General features: G+C 45.0%; 1 protein-coding gene. It reads left to right on the top strand.

The genetic code is table 11. From position 1 onward, the window contains the following. The coding region (locus tag A3735_RS00755) for a malic enzyme-like NAD(P)-binding protein (protein WP_068637370.1) at nucleotides 1-897 on the top strand (897 nt) is incomplete at both ends.

Raw genomic sequence — 897 nt, 5'->3', positions numbered from 1 at the left:
AACCTCTCGCGACCTTTCTTTGGCTTATAGCCCAGGTGTTGCAGAGCCAGTTAAGGAAATTGCTGCTGACCCGGAAAATGCATATAAGTACACTGCTAAAGGTAACTTGGTAGCGGTTATTACTGATGGTACTGCGATTCTTGGTCTGGGTGACTTAGGTCCTTTGGCTTCTAAGCCTGTAATGGAAGGTAAGTCTCTTCTTTTCAAACGTTTTGCTGGCGTTGATTCAATCGACATCGAAGTTGAATCTGAAAGCCCTCAAGCATTTATCGACACAGTGCGTCGTATTGCGATTACTTTTGGTGGCATTAACCTAGAAGACATTAAAGCACCTGAGTGTTTTGAAATCGAGCGTACGCTTAAAGAGCAGTGCAACATTCCAGTTTTCCACGATGACCAGCACGGTACTGCTATCGTAACGGTTGCAGGTGCATTGAACGCACTTGAAATTCAAGGCAAGAAAATTGAAGAAGCAAAAATGGCGGTACTAGGTGCCGGTGCTGCTGCAATTTCTTGTTCTAAGCTACTTACCCTTGCGGGTATGAAGCCAGAAAACATCTTCATGTGTGATCGTAAAGGTGTTATCCACTCTGGTCGTGATGATCTAAACCAGTACAAGGCAATGTTTGCAGTAGATACTGACAAGCGTACGTTTGACGATGCGCTAGACGGTGCTGATATCTTCTTGGGTCTATCTGGTCCTGATATGGTGACTGGTGAACAAATTAAGAAGATGGCTCCAAACCCAATCATCTTTGCATGTGCTAACCCGGTTCCAGAAATCATGCCTGAAGTGGTTGCAGAATCTCGTCCAGATGCTGTTATGGCAACAGGTCGTTCTGATTACCCTAACCAGGTAAACAACGTTCTTGGCTTCCCATTTATCTTCCGTGGTGC

This window comes from Oleiphilus sp. HI0061 (assembly GCF_001635675.1).
This window is presented reverse-complemented; position numbering and strand designations above follow the sequence as displayed.